Here is a 16,883-nt window from a genome sequence, read left to right as displayed (position 1 = left end):
CCCTGCGGGGACGTCCCCTACACGGCCACCCGGCCACCCGGCCACACGGCCACCCGGCCTCGGGGCTACGCGGCGGCCTCGACAGCGGGACCGCGGTCACATCAGGGTGCCGTCCCGTGGACAATTGACCGAGATCGTCAGCGCTGTCGACGCACAACAGGGAGCCACGGAGCATGGCGGGCGCACGGTGAACGAGAGACGCAGAACGAAATGGCCGCTGCCGCACGTCGGCCCGGCGCAGCTGGACGCCGTCGCCCGCGCGCGAGGCTGGGCCCGGCTCGCCCTGGTGCTGGTCGCCGGCTGCGCGGCGGTGGTAGTGGTGGGCGCGGGGGGAGGCGGCTGGCTGATCCTGCTCGCAGGGTTCGCGCTCCTCGCACTCGCCGGGGCGGGCGTGTGGTGGATGCTGGCGCACCGGGGCGGGGCCCGCTTGGTGGGCGGTCTGCTGGCCGTGACCGCGCCTGTGGGCGTCATGGTGCTGTACGCGCTGTCCGGTCTGTGGCCGGTGGCGGTGGGCGCCCTCGCGCTGTGGGCGGGGGGCCTCGCCTCGGCCCGCGCCTCGCTGCGCAGCGTGCGCCGTCCCAAGGGCACGCACGGTCGTCGGACCCCGCCGCCGCGCCGTCCGGTGCTGATCATGAACGTGCGCTCGGGCGGAGGCAAGGTCGTCAAACACCGTCTCGTCGAGCGCGCGGAGGCGCTCGGCGCCCGGGTGATCGTGCTCGGGGCCGACGACGTCTACACCGACCCGGCGGAGGAGGCCCGCCGGGCCGTCGCCGGGGGCGCGGACCTGCTCGGCGTCGCGGGCGGCGACGGCACCCAGGCGCTGGTCGCCGCCGTTGCCGCCGAACACGACGTGCCGTTCCTGGTCGTCGCCGCCGGTACCCGCAACCACTTCGCGATGGACCTGGGCCTCGACCGTGCCGATCCCGTCCGTAGCCTGGACGCCCTCACCAACGGCGTCGAACTGCGCGTGGACCTCGGCGACGTCAGCGGACGCGCCTTCGTCAACACCGTCTCCTTCGGGGCGTACGCGGAGATAGTGCAGAGCCCCGACTACCGCGACGCCAAGGCCGCGACCGCCCTCGACCATCTGCCCGACCTGCTCCAGGGCGACTCCGCCCCGGTGCTGCACGTCCGCACGGACGACACCGAGATGCACGCCCCGCAGGCCCTCCTGGTGAGCAACAACGCCTACGCCCGCGCCGATCCGCTGGGCGGCGGCCGTCGCCCGCGGCTGGACGCCGGCCTGCTCGGAGTGATCGGCGTCCGGGTCGAGGGCGCTGCCCAGGCGGCCGAGATCGCGCTGCTCGGCGAGCGCGCGGGCGGCATCACCTCCGTGACCTCACGGCGCGTCGTCGTCGAGGCCGACCGGGAGCGCATCGCGGTGGCGGTCGACGGCGAGGCTCTCGAACTGGCCACCCCCGTCGTCTGCACGGTACGGCCCGCCGCGCTGCGGGTCAGAGTGCCCCGGCACCGTCCCGGCGCCGCCTACGCTCCCCCCACGGTCGACTGGCGGCGGATCCTCCGCCTCGCGCTCGGCCGTCCCGACCCCCGCACCGTCAAGGAGGCCTATGATGTCTGACCGCCGCCCGAAGCTTTCCGCCCGGAGTCTGGTCGGTGACCTCGTCACGCTGGACCAGGCCCTGTACGAGGCGGTCACCGTCACCAGGACGCCCACTCTGGACACCGCGCTGCGCCGGCTGTCGGCCGCCGCCGACCACTCCAAACTGTCCTTCGCGGTCGCCGCCGCGCTGGTCCTGCGCGGGGGCCGCCCGCGCAGGGCCGCCGTGCTCGGCGTCGCCGCCATAGGCGTCGCTTCGGCGTCCGCCAACCTGCTCGGAAAGAAGCTGGTGCGCCGCCCGCGTCCGCATCGTGCCGAGGACTCGCCGTTCCCGGGGCGGCATGTGCCGATGCCGCAATCCGCGTCGTTCCCGTCCGGACACACCGCTTCGGCCGTGGCGTTCGCGGCCGCCGTGGGCCCGGCGCTGCCGGTCGCGGCTCTCCCCCTGGGGCTGCTTGCGTGCGCGGTGGGCTACTCGCGGATCCACACCGGCGTGCACTACCCGGGTGACGTGGTGGCTGGAGCCCTGCTGGGCACGGGCTCGGCCGCGCTGGTCGCGGGGCTCGCCGCCCGCGTCGTGCGGTACTGAGCGACTCTGCCGTCCGGACCTGCCGCCTGCCGCGCCGCTTGCCGCCTTCCTCCACTGCGGCTCGTCGTCTACCGCCTGCCGCAGTGGAGGAAGAGGTGCGGCTCCGGCACGGCCTCGGGATGGCTGGGGGTGAACAGCACGTTCTCCTCGGCCAGCACGGTCAGACCCGCCCGGGTGACCAGGTCGACGAGTGCCTCGCCGGCGAAGCTGGTCACCCGCACGGGCTGCCCCATGAAGAGGGCGTCGACGCCCTCGACGTCGAGCGGCACCGTCGCCAGCACCAGGCTGCCCCCGGGCCGCAGAGCGCGCGCGAGCCGGCCGACTAGGCCGGCCTGTTGTGCGCGGTCCAGCTGCAGCAGCGAGAAGTACACGCAGACGGCGTCGAACGAGCCTTCCGCCAAAGGAAGTTCGCGGACGTCGACGCAGCGGAACTGCGCCTCGGGCACCTGCCGGGCGGCCAGCTCCACCATCACGGGGGAGACGTCGACGCCCAGCACCTCGTGGCCCGCCCGGGCGAGGGTCTCGGCGGTCGGCCGTCCCGTACCGCTTCCCACGTCCAGTACGCGGCTGCCCGGCGCGAGTCGTCCGAGCAGCCACTCCAGCGACCTGCGGTGCGCCTCGGAGTGCGCGAAGGCCGTCTCGTACGCGGGACCCAGCGCGTCGAACACCCGTGCCGCGCGCCCGCCGGCGTCGTCCGTCAAGTCGGTCCCCCTGTCGTGACGTGCGGTTCCGCTCATGCGTTTTTCACTACCGTGAGTAACATGATCCAATCCTCTCGACGTGGAACCTACTGGTGAGTAGCCACGCCTCGGCAGCCGTCGTTCCCGTCAACCGCCGTTCTGTCAAACGTCGTTCCGTTCGGAGGACCCCCATGCCCACTCCCGAGGACGCTCTGCAGGAGTCCCGCGCCGCCTACGAGGAGCATGCGCGCACCTGCCGTCAGTGTCACTTCGACATGTCGCCCTGCGCCGTCTCCAAACTCCTCCTGCGCGCCTACAACAACGCCGGACGAGCTCAGGCGCGGGCCCGCTCCGCGGCGCGCTGAGGCACGTCGGCGAGCCGGCCCTCTCAGGCGGGCCGGACGGCGCCGCGCAGCGCGCCCTCCCCGAACGGGAGGATCGCCTCCTCGCGGATGGGCGCGCCCGGCCCCGGCGCGTGGATCATCATGCCGTCGCCCGTGCACAGCCCCGTGTGGCTCAGGTCGTCGAAGAAGAAGACGAGGTCGCCCGGGCGCAGCTCCGCCAGGCTGATCCGGGTGAACGCCTTCGCCTGGTCGAGAGCGGAGCGCGGCAGGGTCACGCCGGCGGCCCGCCAAGCGGCCTGGGTGAGGCTGGAGCAGTCGTAGGACTCGGGCCCCGTGGCTCCCCACACGCACGGTCTGCCCACCTGTGCCCGGGCGAAGGCGAGCGCCTTGTCCGCCTTCGTCAGGTACGCCGTGCCGGTGGTGCGGGTCGTCACGTCGCGCGGGGCCGCGACCGGCGGGACGGCTGCCGGGAGCGGGGCTGCGGGGGCCGCCAGACCGACGGGGGCCGGGTATCCGGACCCGACCGTCACCACGTCCCATGCCGGAACCGTGGCGCCGAGTTCTGCGGCCGGGTGGCTCGGGGGGGACGCCCCGGCGGGCACGGAGAAGCCGGACTCCGGTGCCGGGAAGGGGAGTTCGGGCCCCGCGTAGCCGAGCGGCGGTGCGGCGACGACCGGACCGGAGGCCGGGTGACCGGGGGTGGCCGTGAACGCGCCGACACCGGGCGCCTGGATGCCCGAGTCCGCCGCGGGGAGGCCGAACTCGGGCATCGGGTAGCCGGACGCGGCGGCGGACAGGGCCGGTTCGGAAGCCGGGTAGCCGGTCGTCACCGTGAGGCCGCCGGTCCCGGCGTCGGGCGTCAGGATGCCGGACTCCCGCGCGCGCAGGCCGGGTTCCGGCATGGGGTAGCCGGCCTGCGGTGTCGTGACGCCCGGATCCGGCATGAACTGATCGGGAGCCGCGGCGGGGGCGGGCACGACGAGAGCGGCCTCGGCCGGCGCGAAGCCCGGCGCCGGTGCGGCGAAGCCCGGCGCCGGTGCGCCGAGGTCGGCCGCCGGTGCGGCGAAGCCCGACGTCGGTGTGACGATGCCGAGTTGGCCCGTCGAGGTGAGGAGCGCGTCCGCTCCGCCGGCTGCGGCTGGGCCGGTGGCTGCGGCTGGGCCGGTGGCGGCGGCGGGCCGTCCTGCCCACGCGGCCGTGATCTCCGCCCGGAACGCCTGCTGTTCCGCGGTGTCCCAGGGCTGCTGCACCGGCTGAGCCTCGGCCGGCCGCGCCTCGACCACCGGCAGGACGGCCGTGGCGACGGCTGCCGGAGCGGGAGCGGGAGCAGGCGCGGGCAGGGCCGGCGCGGCGCGGGCGACGGCGCGGGCCAGGATGTCCCGGGCCGCGGTGAGCTTCCGCCCGTTGCGCTCCTTGGTGCTCTTGAGCGAGGCCTGCCGGTCCGGGGGCGCGGCGGCGGCCTGGGCGGAGACGGCCGGGGTGGAAGGGGCCGGGGCGGCCGGAAGAGCAGGAAGGGCGGCCGGGGCGGGCGCCAGCGCCTTGGGCTCGCCCTGACGGGGCCCGGGCACCGCGGGCAGCGCGGCGACCGCGCGTCCGGTGGACTCCGTACCCCGCCGGACGGCTGCCTCCAGCTCGCGTATCACGGCGCTGTCGCCGGAGCGCTCCGAGGATCCGGCCGACCGGGGCGCCGGAGCCGGCATCCGATCGGCCGGCAGCACGGCGGGGACGGTGGGTCCGACCCGGTCGCGAGCCCTGTCGAACCACTGGCGGGCCACCGCGTCGAGCGAGGCGTCGGACGTGCGGCGTCCGCCGTCGGCGACGGAGCCGGACGTCCTGCGCGAGCGGCCCGACATGGCGCGTGTCGCGTTGTAGTTGCCCGTGTCGCTCTCGGCCCGGTCGTAGAGCGAGCTGACCCGCTGCTGGATCTCCGCCCGACTCGGCTCGTCGCTGTTGCCTGGGGAGCGCGGGCTGCGATCCGTCGCCATGGAAGACGTACTCCTTCCGTGCTCCGCCGCGCGTGGTCGGCGGAATCCGGGCGACCCCTGTTGCGGGCGCCTCAAGCCCTCTGCCCTGAAGGGCAGTCGAACGGCCTGGCGTCAACTTAGCCAACTTGTGTGCCTGGCGTGAAGATTGAGGTCTTAAATGTCCGATACGTAGTCGTGACCTTCGTCTCTCGCCCGCCGTCGCGCCGCTGGTCGGAGCGTGGACGGCGAGGCGATTCAGGTTCGTCGGCGGTCCCTCCCGGTTGTGGGGCGTCGGCTGCGGGCCGCCTCGTCCTGGGCGAGCAGTGAGAGCAGCGCCGCGACGCTCAGTCCTGCCTCGGCGGGATGACGCAGCACCCTCTCGGGCTCGATGCGGTAGGTGTTGCCGCGTCCCTCCCGCGTGTGGGAGAGATAGCCGTCCTGCTCCAGGTCGGCGATGATCTTCTGCACCGCTCGCTCGGTGAGCCGGCAGTGCGCGGCGATGTCCCGGATGCGGACGCTGTTGTCGTCCGCGATGGCGGCGAGCACGCGCGCGTGGTTGGTGAGGAACGTCCATCCGTTGTGTGACTCGGGCACCCCGTCCATGAGGCAATCGTATGGCCGAGGTTTCACGTATACAAAAACCGGAACTTCATTTCGTGTTTTGGTTGACGTGTGATCGGCGCAGGGCGACTCTGGTGGTGACATGTGGAGTGACCGGGAGGCGGTCATGCCGGAACCTGTCCATGACGCGAACGCCGGAGGCGTGGATGGCGGCTCGGGAGCGGAGACGATCGGCGCCGCCCGTCAGCCTCGGCCCGCCACCGGTGTCGTGATCCGCGTACGTCCCGAGGGCGACCGCGTCGTCGTCGCGCTACGGGGAGAACTCGACCTGGAGTCGACCGGACAGCTGGAGCGGGCTCTGTACGGAGCTCTGGGCGCCGCGGTGGGCGGGGTCGACCTCGAACTCGACGGAGTCGCCTTCTGCGACTGCGCCGCCCTGAACGTGCTGCTCGGCGCACGTGAGCGCGGCCTGCGGGAGGGCAAGACGGTCGCCGTGCACACGGTGAGCCCGGCGGTGCGGCGCCTGCTGGACCTGACCGGCACCGGGACCCTGTTCGGCGCTCCCGCCTCGGCCTCCACGGCTTCCGCCCCCACGCCTTCCACCCCCGCGGCAGACGCCCGCGTGCCCACCGCCGATACCTCCGCCCCCACCGCCGAGGCATGCTCCGCCCCCGCCCCCGCCGCCGACGCTCTCGACGAAGACGTCGTGCGCGATCTGCGCGTCGAGGTCGTGCGTCTGCGGCGCGCGATGCAGACCCGCCCGGTGATCGACCTCGCCCGCGGCATCCTCATGGCGTCCTTCGGCCTGGGCGTCGACGAGGCCTGGCGGGTGCTGTCCCTGGCCTCGTCGAACGCCGGGGCCCGGCTGCACCGCCTCGCGGGGGACCTGGTCCTTGCCGTGCAGGACGGTCGGCCGGTGGGCACGGTGCACGACGAGGTGGCCGCGGCGGTCGCCAGAGTCAGATCGGAGACGGCCGCGGCCTCCCGGGGCGGCGGGACAGCCCGGGCCGACCGCTGACGCCGTCGTCGCCCGGGGGCCGACACGGGCGCCGCGTCGCGGGCACGATCGCCGTGCGCCCGCCCCGGAACGTGCGCCCGCCCCGGAACGAGTGCGCGCCCGGGAACGGGGGTGCGCCCCGGCCCGTGCGGCGGGGCACGCAGCCCGTCACGGCGTGCGGCACGCCGGGGCACGCGCTCCCCTCGCCGCCTTCGGGCAGGCCGATCTCGCCGACGTCGCCGACGTCGAACCGCAGGCGGCGGCCCCGGCGGGGGAACCGGCTCCAGCTCCGGGAACCTCGCGCCGCCGCCGGGCCGGGGGCCGCGGTGTCAGCCCTGCGGAATCCCCTTGCGGGACAGGTACCTGGCGCGTCCGCGTCGTCCGACCGCCTCCGCCGGGCCGAGGATCCGCGGCACGAGCCACGGGACCGACTCGAGGATCCGGCACGTGACCGAGTCGCCGTACGGCAGGTAGTGCTCGAGCCGGCGCTTGCGCAGTGCGCGTTCGAAGACGTCCGCGACGTCGTCGGCCGTGCTCACCTTCCCGAGGAAGTTGAGCAGGCTGCCGTCGTGCGTCGCCTCGTGGAGCAGCATCGGGGTGTCGACGGCGCTCGGGTAGACGCCGCTGACCGCGACGCCGGTGCCGCGCAACTCGGCGTTCAGCGCGGCGAGATAGGCGCGCAGCCCCGCCTTGGCCGCCGAGTAGGCCGCCGACCCGGGAAGGGCGAGGATGCCGCCCATGGACACCGTGGCGACGATGTGTCCCCGGCCGCGCGCCTTCATGGCGCGGGCCGCGGCCGCCGCGAGTTCCATGACGGATCCGAGCATGACGTCGAGCTGCAGCCGGAGGGCGGCCGCCGAGGAGTCGACGACGTCTCCGGGGACGATCACGCCGGCGTTGAGGAAGACCAGGTCCAGCCGGTCGGCCCACTCGTCCTCGATCCGCGCGCAGAGCGCGGCGACGGCGTCCCGGTCGGACAGGTCGCAGGCGACGGGGACGGCGTCCGCTCCGGCGGCGAGTGCCGCCTTCCGGGCGAGTGTCCCGTCGCGCTCGACGCACAGGGGGACGCGGCCCCGCGCGGCGAGCCGGCCGCAGACGGCTTCGCCGATCCCGCCGGCGGCGCCGGTGACGAGGGCGAGGGCGGGACGGTCAGACATGGCTGGGCTCCTTCGGCGGTTCGGACGTGGAGGTCGACGCGGAGGCGGAGGGCGCGCCGGTGCGCAGGGCGTCGAAGGTGTGGTCGTCGACGTCGTGCCAGCCGAACCGGTCGCGGAGCTGCGCGAGATAGGCCATGTACGTCGAGCGCTCCACGTAGTTCGTGTGGCGCGGGCTGTCGAGGTACGTCACGCCGCCGCGCAGGTCCGGGGTGTCGGAGCGCTTGAGCCGGGTCAGCTCGTCCTTGCGGACGCCTGTCTCGCGGGCGTTGATGTCGATCATGATGAGCTGGGCCATCTCCTCGAACCGCTTGTAGGCGGCGTCCGCGAACTCGACGAACCCGAGCACGTACAGGGAGTCCAGCTCGCGCGAGAAGACGTTGAGGTACAGCTGCGGATGGCCGTGCTTCCACTCGAGCAGCCCGGGGTCGAGGAAGGGCATCCGGTACTCGTAGCCGGTCGCGAGAACGATCTCGTCGACCTCCGCCTCGCTGCCGTCGGCGAACACCACCCCGGTCTCGGTGAGCCGGGCGACGTCGGGTCTGGCCACCAGGTCGCCGTGCGCCAGGTAGTGCAGCACCTGGGTGTTCATGATCGGGTGGCTGCTCAGCGCGTCGTGGTCCGGCGCCGGCAGCCCGAGACGGGTCAGGTCGCCGACGAGCGTGTCGAGCAGGGTGTTGACGTCGCTGGAGAGCACGAGGCCCTTCGGCGGATCGAGCTTCCCGGCGAGCAGCGCGTCGGTCGGCAGCCCCGCGACGTGCTTGGGCACGAACCGGTAACCGCGCCGGACCGACAGGTACGCCGTGTCCGCGTGCCGGGCGGCGTCGCAGGCGATGTCGACCCCGGAGTTGCCGGCGCCGACGACGAGCACCCGCTTGCCGCGGAACTCCAGACCGTCGCGGAAGGTGACCGAGTGCCGCACCGTGCCGCGGAAGACGTCCCGGCCGGGCAGCGCGACCTCGTTGGGGTGCCAGGTGACGCCGGGACAGACGACGAGTCCGTCGTACTCGTGGACCGTGCCGTCGGACAGCGTGACCCGCCACCGGTCACCGGCGATGGACTCGGCGGACGTCACCTCCGTGCCGAAGCGGACGTGCCGGTAGAGGTCGTACTGCCGGCCGAAGTCCCTGATGTAGTCGCGGATCTCCCGCCAGCCCGGGTAGTCGGGAAAGTGCGCCGGCATGGGGGCGCCGTAGAAGCCGCTGGTGTACTTGGAGCTGATGAAGTGGCAGCTGTCGTACATCGGGCTGCCCGTGTGCTCGGGGTCCCAGATTCCGCCGAAGTCCGGGTTGCGCTCGTACCAGTCGAACGGGACGCCCTCGCGCAACAGGTTGCGGGCCATGATCATCCCTGACGGCCCGGCGCCGACGACGCAGTAGCGCCGCGTGTACGTCGGCCGTTCGTGCGGTGCGCGCGCGTCGGGGCGGTGCCGGTTCCGGGCGTCGGCCAGCTGGGTGTAGGCGAGCGGACGGCGGGTCCGCAGCCGCAGCGCGGCGAGGACGCCGGCGACCGCCGTGGCGACGATGAGTACCGGCACGAGGTGGATGAGCACGTCGTCCGAGCCGGTCAGGGTCGCGTAGTTGGTGGAGGCCAGGACGAAGGCCGTCCCCAGCCCGAGCGTCCCGACGACGGGGGCGACGACGCCGGAGAACAGCCGCCGGTCGCCGCGGCCGCGGAAGAACACCGTGACCGCCAGCGCCGTGAACGCCTGCACGAGGACGATCGACAGCGTGCCCATGCCGACGACGGCGGCGGCGATCGTCTCGTAGGGGTCCGCGCCCGCCAGGCCCAGTGTGCCGACGACGGCGACCGTGACCGCGGTGACGACCGCGCTGCCGATGTGCGGACTGCGGTGCACCGGGTGGTAGCGGCCGAGCGCACGGGGCGCGACCTGCTCCCAGCCGAGGGCGAACAGATAGCGGCTCGCCGCGTTGTGCAGCGCGATCCAGGACGCGAGGACGCTCGTGCACAGCAGCACGGCCGCGGCGTCCAGCAGCGCCGTCCCGCCGTACTGCTCGGCGAGGGTGAAGACCAGGTTGCCCAGGTCCTTGCGGGCCCGCTCGGGCGCCGCGGCGCCGCCGGCGCCGCCGATCACGACCCAGGCGGTGAGCACATAGAAGACGGCGATCGAGATCACCGATATGTACAGCGCGCGCGGGATGCTGCGGGCCGGATCCCTGGTCTCCTCGCCGTACAGCGCCGCCGACTCGAAGCCCACGAAACTCGTGAAGGCGAACATCAGCGCGATGCCGATCGAGCCGCCGAAGAGCTGGCCGGCCGAGAACGACTCGGCCGGGAACGCGGCGCCGCCCTTGTGCCCGACGACGAGGACGTCGAGGACGAGGAGGACCGCGAACTCCAGGACCATGAGGAAGCCGAGGAACCGCGCCGAGACGTCCGCGCTGCGGTGCCCGAACGCCGTCACGACGACCACCCCGAGCGCGGTGAACACGCCCCACGGGACGTCCAGGCCGGACTGGGCGAAGACCAGCGAGGTGAAGTACCCGAACACCGCGGCCATCCCGACCGAGAGCGACAGGTAGCCCAGCGCCGCGATGTACGCGGTCGCGGTACCGGCCGGCTTGCCCAGCCCACGGGCGACGAAGACGTAGAACGCGCCGTCGTTGACCACGCGCTTGCTCATCGCCGAGTAGCCGACGGCGAAGCACAACAGGACCACGGCCGCCAGGACGTACGCGGCGGGCAGCGAGATTCCGTTGCCGCGCACGAGCGCGAGGGGCGCGTTGCCCGCGATCGCCGCCATGGGGGCCGCGGCGGCGATGACAAGGAAGACCACCCGACGGGTGGACAGCACGCGACGCGTTCGGCCCGAGCCCGCTCGGGCCTCGTCCGCGACCTGCTCAGAACGTTCGCCTGGTCTATCGGTGCCCACGGTTCCTCCTCTTCCTGCTCTCGGTGGGTTGGTGAGCTGCGAGCGTACGCCGCTTTTGGTCGCGTGACCAGATATCTTGGTCGTGTGACCAAAGCGAGACGCTGTGCGAAACTGAGGCCCATGAGCGCCGAACCCGCCGGACCCGCCGGACCTCTCGAATCCCGGGAATCGCCGAGCAGGCGTCGTCGCGCGCAACGCGCCACGAGCGAGGAACTCGTCGAGGCGGCCGTCAGGGTCATCGGCCGGGAGGGGGTCGCGGCGGCGACCACCCGCAAGATCGCCGAGGAGGCCGGCGTCCCACAGGGCACCGTCCACTACTGGTTCGCCGACAAGAACGAACTTCTCCAGGACGTGGTCCGTTCGATGGTCGAGCGGCTGGACAGGTCCGTCGCCATGGGCGACCGGCCGGACGGCGGCGCGACGATCGAGGACCTGCGGGCGGGCCTGCGGGCCGCTTGGGCCGAGGTGTCCGGCGACGACCCGGGCACCCAACTCGGGTACTACGAACTCACCGCGCTCGCGTTGCGCAACCCGTCGATGCGCGAGCTGGCCCGGCAGCAGTACGGCAGCTACCGCGATCTGGCGGCACACGCCCTCGCCCCGGTCCTCGCGGACGTCGAGCCCGGGCGGGCCGCCGCGGTCGCGCAGTTCGTGGCCGTCACGTTCGACGGCCTGGCGCTCGCCTGGCTCGCCGATCCCGAGGGCACACAGCCCGAGCAGGTCATCCAACTGCTCGCCGAGGCGGTTTTCCAGGCGAAGAACGGAAGCCCCGTCGCCGCGCAACCGCCGAAGGCCGTGACCTGACGCGGGATCACCGGATCACCGGATCACGGGCCTTGGTGTGGCGGACGCCCCTGACACCCTCGGGAACTCCGGCCGGGAGGGCGCAAAGACATGGGCCCCTGCGTAGGCAGGGGCCCATGACCTCGACTGCCCGGCACGACCACGTGCCAGGCTTCTTCTCTAGCGGTGGCGCAGTCCGACCGTGATCACGCCGGCGATCCTGGTGATGACGCCGGTGTCGTGGACGACCTTCCCGCCGGACGTCTTCCAGATCGTGATGTGGAAGGTGTCCGGGCCGTCCGTGGCGGTGACGCGGAAGCTGTAGCCGCTCTTGCCGTTGACGGTGCCGGAGCCCTGGAGGACGGCCCGGTTGCCGGACACCACGAGCCAGTCGAGATGGCCGGACCGGAACTTCAGCGACGCCGGCTTCAGGGTGAACGTGACCGCGCCGGCCGGGGCGTTGGCCCCCGGCAGATACCCGGCCGAGACGGAGAAGAACGGCTTGCCGCGGGACGCGGAGAGGCCCGCGCCCACCAGCGGCCCGGCCGCCCGGTCGTACACGATCACCTCGGGCAGCGTCGTGGTGCCCGTGCCGCCGTCGTCGTCCTTGACGGTGATCACGGGACGGAAGACGCCCGCCGCCCTGTAGACGTGTTCGGCGCGGCAGCCGGTCGCGGTGACCGTGCCGGCGGCCGGCCTGCCGCCGTCCTTCCAGTCGACGGTGCAGGTGTGGGTGTCTCGGGCGCCCGGGTCGGCGAACCGGGCGGTGACGACCGCCCGCCGGCCGACCGCCAGCGGGGAGGGCGGACCGGCGGCGGAGGTGATCGAGGGCGCCGCGTTGGCCACGGTGACGACGGCCGTGTCGGTGCTGCGGCCGCCGGTCAGGGTGAGGGTGAATGTTCCGTCGTCGGTGCAGGTGACCGACGTGCGGGCGGCGGTCGGGGCCGCGACCGTGCAGGGCGCGCCCTTCTGGACCGTCCACTGCGCGCCGCCCGCCCCCGAGAGCGTGCCGTTCAGGGCGATCGCGGAGCCCTCCACGCCCCGGGCGTCCGGTCCGGCGTGGACGATCGTGACCGGGTCGACGCCGGTGAGGGTGGGCGCCACCTTCCTGATCAGACCGTCGGCGTCGAACTCCAGCTTGTCGACGGTGGTCTCGCGGTGGGTGCCGTCACCGCCGGGGATCGCGAAGCGGTGGTAGGCGATGTACCAGTCGTCCGTGCCCGGCACCTGGACCACCGAGTGGTGCCCGGTGCCCTTGATGCCGAGGGAGAGGTCCTTCTCCAGGATCACGCCCCGCTCGGTCCACGGGCCGCTGGGGGAGGGGCCGGTGGCGTAGGCGACGCGGTAGTTCTCGTCCCGGGTGTCGTTCTCCGACCACATGAAGTAGTAGACGCCCTTGCGCTTGACGACGAAGGCGCCCTCGTTGTAGCCGCTCGGGGTGATGTCCTTGACCTTCGCGGTGTCGATCGAGGTCATGTCGGCGTTCAGCGGGACGACGTACCCGTGGCCGTTGCCGAAGTACAGGTACGACCGGCCGTCGTCGTCGGTGAAGGCCGCCGGGTCGATCATCTGGCCGGGGAACTGGCCCGCCTTCAGCAGGGGCTTGCCGAGGGCGTCCTTGAAGGGGCCGGTGGGGGAGTCGGAGACGGCGACGCCGATGTTGGCGTCGGCGCAGAAGTAGAAGTAGTACTTGCCGTTCTTCTCGGCGATCGTGGGCGCCCAGGCCCTGCTGTCCGCCCAGCTCACGTCCGGCCCCAGGTCGAGGATGACGCCGTGGTCGGTCCAGTGCACCAGGTCGGTCGAGGACCAGGCCTTGAACTGCGTGCCGCTCCAGCCGTCGAAGCCGTCGGTGGTCGGGTACATGTAGAAGGTGTCGCCGAAGCGGACGATGTTCGGGTCGGCGTTGAGCCCCGGCAGGACCGGGCTCTTCATGATCAGCGCCGACACGGTCCAGGTGCGCTTCTTGCCGTCGGAGCCGGTCACCTCGTAGGTCTGCGGCTTGCTGAAGTCGCGCAGGGCGCCGGAGGCCGGGCTGATGCCCGCGCCGTGGGCCAGGGTGAACTGCGGCGCCAGGGCGGTGACGTCACTGCCCTCGGTCAGCGGCAGGACGACCGTGCTGTCCTTGTCGTCGATCAGCGCGTCCACCTTGAGCGCCGGGTGGGTCGCCGCGGCGATGCCGGTGGTGTTGCCGGCGAGTTCGAGCACCTCGGCGGGGGTCAGGGCGCGGTTGTAGATCCGGAAGTCGTCGACCTCGCCGGCGAAGTACGGGTCCGGTGCGTACAGGGACTTGCCGATGTAGCCCGACGCGTCCTTGGCCGCGTCGTACAGCTCGGACGGCTTGACGGTGACGCCGTTCACACGGGCGGCTTCGGCGCCGTCCACGTACAGGACCGCCGTCTGAGTCGCTCCGTCCAGGGTGACGGTGAGGTGCTTCCACACGCCCGGGGTGAGCTGCGAGCCGCCGATCATCTGCTTCTCGCCGGACCAGGTGGCCTTGGTGATCGCGGAGAACAGCTTGCCGCTGCCGTTGGAGGGGGTGGCGAACAGGTACCTGTCGCTGTCGGGGCCGAGCCCGAACAGCCACTGGAAGTTGTCGCCGCCCTTCCACTTGACGTACGTGGAGACGGTGACGCTGTTCACGTCCTTGAGCACCCCGCCCGGGATCTTCACGTACGGCGAGTCGGAGGTGCTGGAGCCGCCGGACATCTTGAACGAGCCGCCGTGGACGCCGGTCCCGAAGGCGGGCGTACGGACGTAGGCGCCGTGGTAGCCGTGGCCGCTGGAGTCACGGACGATGTTGCCGCCGTTCTCGTCGAAGCCGTAGTGCAGGAGCAGGTCGGCGGGGACGTCCGGGCCCTCGGTGGAGACGGTGACCTCGGCGTGGACCTGGATCGCCGCGTCGCCGGGCAGATCGCCCTTCACGGTGAAGGAGCCGGCCTGCGCGTACTGCGACGCCGCCACGTTCTCCCAGGTGACGCCGACGGGCCGCTTCGCGCCGTCGGCGTACGTGGCGATCACGGTGGCGGGCAGCACCGGGGCCTCGCCGATCCGCGTCTTCACCGGCACGTCCTCGACGCCCGTGACGATCTGGTCCGGCTGGTAGGCGCGCAGCAGCCGGTCGTACTCGGCCTGTGTGACCGGCAGGACGGTTCCGTGGCGCGGTTTCGACGGCAGGTCGTAGCCGGTGGACGGGGTCCAGACCCCGGAGGCGAGGTCCTTCGTCTCGAACGGGATGTAGCCGCGGCCGCCGAACTCGTCCAGGAAGGCGTACCACTTGTCCTCGGTGTTGGACTTGAAGACCAGCGGTCCCTCGGCCGCGTTCATCGCGCCCTTGCCGATGCCCTCGGCGACCGCGGTCCAGGAGAGGTTCAGCAGAGAGTCGCTCTTCTCCTCGAAGACGAACTTGCTGTTGGGCGTGGAGGAGCTGTTGTTGCGCTCGTCCTTCGACAGGCGGAAGTACGTTCCGTCGTGCTGGATGACCGTGGAGTCGATGACCGAGTAGCCGCGGTCGACCCAGACCTTGGGCTCGCTGAAGGTGTAGAAGTCACGGGTGGTGGCGTACATCATCCGGTTGTAGGTGTCGCCGGAGTGCGCGGGGTTGTCGTACAGCTTCGACGCCCAGAACACCACGTACTGGCCCAGCTTCGAGTCGTAGTACGCCTCCGGCGCCCAGGTGTTGCCGGCGCTGTCCGGGGAGACCTTCACGAGGCGCTGGTCCGTCCAGTGGACGAGGTCGGTGGACTCCCACACCATGATGGACTTGCTGCCGCTGCGCTGCGAGCGGTCCCAGTCGCCGTTTCCGTAGATCCTCAGGTCGGTGGCGATCTGGTAGAACTTGTCGCCCTCGGGGGAGCGGATGATGAACGGGTCGCGCAGGCCCTTCTCGCCGAGCGTGGAGGTCAGGACGGGCTTGCCGTCGTTGAGCTCCCGCCACTTCAGCGGGTCGTCGCCCTTGCTGAGCGCGGCGTAGAGCTGTTCGCCGTCCGCGGTGCCCTCGCCGGTGAAGTAGCTGAACATGTAGCCCTTGAGGGCTTCCTTCACGGGGAGTTCGGGCACCTTCGCGGTGAACGTGCGGGTCGTCCTCGCGTCGCCCTTGGCCACGGTCGCGGTCAGGCCGGCCGTGGTGGCGCCGGCGCCGTGCGCGGGGCGGTGGACCACGCCGTCGGAGGAGACGACGTCCTCGTTCGCGGAGGACCAGGTCACGGTGGTGCCGTACGCGCCCGTCGCGGGAAGGGTGAGGTTGCCGCGCGCGTCGTCCAGGTTGTGGACGACGAGGGTCTTGGCGGCCTGCTCGGTGGCGGCCTTGTCGTCGAGGGCCGGCAGGACCGTGACGTCGAAGGTCCGGGTGGCGGAGACGGAGCCCTTCTTCAGGGTCGCGGTGAGCGTGGCGTGACCGTCGGGCTCGCCCGCGGCGGGCCGGGTCACCTTGCCCGTGTCGGACACCACGTCGGTGTCGTCGCTGGACCAGGTGATCAGGGAGCCGCCGGCCGGGCCGGTCGTCGGCAGGGTCAGGTCGGCGGTGACGGCGCTCGTGTCACCGAGGTCCAGGGCCGCCTTGTCGTCCGCGACGCCCTGGGTGGCGACGGGCAGGGAGAGCTGCTCGACCTCCCCGGCGTCCAGCGCCCGGTCGTACACACGGAAGTCGCGCATGCTGCCCTTGAAGAGCCGGTCGCCCGAGTAGACGGACTTGCCGATGGCGTTGGCCGTGGTCGTGCCCGCGCCGATCGCGCCGGGGGTGATCGTCACCGACGTGTTGCGGGCGACCTCCACGCCGTCCTCGTACAGCACGCCCGTGGTGCCGGTCTGGGTGTACGCGAGGTGCTTCCACACGGCGCGGGTCAGGTTGTGGGAGTCGGCGGGCTTGGTGTTCTGCTCGGTCGACCAGTTGCCGGTGGCGATCGAGGTGCGCAGGGAGTTGCCCGTGGCGAACAGGTAACCGTTGCCGCTGCCCCCGCTGGTGTTGCCGAAGCCGTAGAGGAAGTAGGGCGTGGCCTGGGCCGCGTCCATCTTCACGTCCATCGAGACGCTGATCGACGTCATGCCCTTCATCACGTCGTTCGGCACCTTGACGTAGGTGTCCGAGCCGTTGAAGGAGAGACCCTGGCCCGACGAGGAGAAGTCGGCGGCGCCGTTGACCGTTCCGTTCAGCCCGTGGCCGGAGGCGTCGGGGACCGTCGTGCCGGAGGCCCCGTCGAACTTGTACCAGAGGGCCAGACCGGCGGTGACGTCGGCGGCCTCCGTGGCCCGCGCGGGAACCGCCGTCCCGGCCAGGCCCACGAGCAGGGACACGGCGGTCAGTGCGGCCAGTTGTCCTGCCCCGTGTCGCGTGCGGTCGCGGAGTCTGTGTCTGTGCGCCATGG

General features: G+C 72.4%; 11 protein-coding genes. 5 read left to right on the top strand and 6 right to left on the bottom strand.

Going from position 1 to position 16,883, the window contains the following annotated elements; translation table 11 throughout:
• The first annotated feature begins 124 nt into the window (after positions 1-124).
• Both IE239_RS25605 and IE239_RS25600 read left to right on the top strand, forming a co-directional pair.
• Positions 125-1,579: a diacylglycerol/lipid kinase family protein gene (locus IE239_RS25605; protein ID WP_190151744.1), complete on the top strand. Its 1,455-nt coding sequence runs from the start codon at positions 125-127 to the stop codon at positions 1,577-1,579.
• Positions 1,572-2,147 (top strand): phosphatase PAP2 family protein, encoded by a 576-nt coding sequence (locus IE239_RS25600; RefSeq protein ID WP_229878308.1) that lies wholly within the window; start codon positions 1,572-1,574, stop codon positions 2,145-2,147. The genes IE239_RS25605 and IE239_RS25600 overlap by 8 nt, the downstream gene beginning before the upstream one ends.
• A 68-nt stretch (positions 2,148-2,215) precedes the next feature.
• Here IE239_RS25600 and IE239_RS25595 read toward each other — a convergent pair whose 3' ends face one another.
• Positions 2,216-2,884 (bottom strand): class I SAM-dependent methyltransferase, encoded by a 669-nt coding sequence (locus IE239_RS25595; protein ID WP_190151743.1) that lies wholly within the window; start codon positions 2,882-2,884, stop codon positions 2,216-2,218.
• A gap of 134 nt (positions 2,885-3,018) precedes the next feature.
• Here IE239_RS25595 and IE239_RS25590 point away from each other — a divergent pair, with 134 nt between their 5' ends.
• The gene (locus IE239_RS25590; RefSeq protein WP_190151742.1) at positions 3,019-3,192 is read left to right on the top strand and encodes a hypothetical protein; all 174 of its coding nucleotides are present in this window, start codon (positions 3,019-3,021) and stop codon (positions 3,190-3,192) included.
• Positions 3,193-3,215: 23 nt separating this feature from the next.
• On the opposite strand, the gene IE239_RS43315 is transcribed toward IE239_RS25590, so the two are convergent.
• Positions 3,216-5,156: a C40 family peptidase gene (locus IE239_RS43315; RefSeq protein ID WP_373308144.1), complete on the bottom strand. Its 1,941-nt coding sequence runs from the start codon at positions 5,154-5,156 to the stop codon at positions 3,216-3,218.
• A gap of 234 nt (positions 5,157-5,390) precedes the next feature.
• The gene (locus IE239_RS25580; RefSeq protein WP_190151741.1) at positions 5,391-5,738 is read right to left on the bottom strand and encodes a helix-turn-helix transcriptional regulator; all 348 of its coding nucleotides are present in this window, start codon (positions 5,736-5,738) and stop codon (positions 5,391-5,393) included.
• 124 nt (positions 5,739-5,862) lie between these two features.
• On the opposite strand from IE239_RS25580, the gene IE239_RS25575 reads away from it, so the two are divergent.
• Complete coding sequence (locus IE239_RS25575) at positions 5,863-6,714, top strand: STAS domain-containing protein (RefSeq protein ID WP_190151740.1); 852 nt, start codon at positions 5,863-5,865, stop codon at positions 6,712-6,714.
• 308 nt (positions 6,715-7,022) lie between these two features.
• Here IE239_RS25575 and IE239_RS25570 read toward each other — a convergent pair whose 3' ends face one another.
• Both IE239_RS25570 and IE239_RS42340 read right to left on the bottom strand, forming a co-directional pair.
• Entirely contained in the window at positions 7,023-7,850 is an 828-nt protein-coding gene (locus IE239_RS25570; protein WP_190151739.1) for an SDR family NAD(P)-dependent oxidoreductase, read from the bottom strand.
• On the bottom strand, positions 7,843-10,662 hold the full coding sequence (locus tag IE239_RS42340) for an amino acid permease (RefSeq protein WP_229878307.1): 2,820 nt from the start codon (positions 10,660-10,662) through the stop codon (positions 7,843-7,845). The genes IE239_RS25570 and IE239_RS42340 overlap by 8 nt, the downstream gene beginning before the upstream one ends.
• 198 nt (positions 10,663-10,860) lie before the next feature.
• Here IE239_RS42340 and IE239_RS25555 point away from each other — a divergent pair, with 198 nt between their 5' ends.
• Positions 10,861-11,544, top strand: coding sequence for a TetR/AcrR family transcriptional regulator (locus IE239_RS25555; RefSeq protein WP_190151738.1), 684 nt, complete (start codon positions 10,861-10,863; stop codon positions 11,542-11,544).
• 159 nt (positions 11,545-11,703) lie between these two features.
• Here the strand turns inward: IE239_RS25555 and IE239_RS25550 are convergent, their stop codons facing one another.
• Complete coding sequence (locus IE239_RS25550) at positions 11,704-16,881, bottom strand: family 43 glycosylhydrolase (protein WP_190151737.1); 5,178 nt, start codon at positions 16,879-16,881, stop codon at positions 11,704-11,706.
• Between the last annotated feature and the right edge of the window lie 2 nt (positions 16,882-16,883).

Origin of the sequence: Streptomyces humidus (assembly GCF_014649655.1) — a bacterium.
GTDB lineage: Bacteria > Actinomycetota > Actinomycetes > Streptomycetales > Streptomycetaceae > Streptomyces > Streptomyces humidus.
Note: the sequence above shows the minus strand (reverse complement) of the source record. Positions and strands in the feature narration are given on the sequence as shown.